Below are 369 nucleotides of genomic sequence, written 5' to 3' on the forward strand. Positions count from 1 at the left end.
CTCCGATCCGCGACGGGCACGACCACCGCATCATCCACAGTCTGCTCGACCATCGGAGTCAGCACCGCATCCGGACCCACCTCAACGAACGTGCCCACACCCGCTTCCGCCACAAACGCGACCGCATCCGCGAACCGGACCGGACGACGCACCTGATCCACCCAGTAACCGGCATCGACCACGGTCAGCGGCTCCCCAGTGACAGTCGACACCACCGGGATCCGCGGCGACCCGAACGTGATCCCATCGAGCGCGCCGGCAAACTCCTCCAGCATCGGCTCCATCAACGCCGAATGAAACGCATGCGACACCGCCAACCGACGCGTCTTCCACCCCCTGCCCGCACACACCCCCACCAACTCAGCAACA

The 369-nt window shown here is 65.9% G+C and carries 1 protein-coding gene; it reads right to left on the minus strand.

All coding sequences use genetic code 11. The features are described 5' to 3' along the window. Positions 1 to 356: acyltransferase domain-containing protein (locus JK364_RS54730; RefSeq protein ID WP_307841748.1), on the minus strand; the 356-nt coding region annotated here is incomplete at its 3' end. Positions 357 to 369: the final 13 nt, after the last annotated feature.

Origin of the sequence: Streptomyces endocoffeicus (genome assembly GCF_016741935.1) — a bacterium.
Lineage (GTDB): Bacteria > Actinomycetota > Actinomycetes > Streptomycetales > Streptomycetaceae > Streptomyces > Streptomyces endocoffeicus.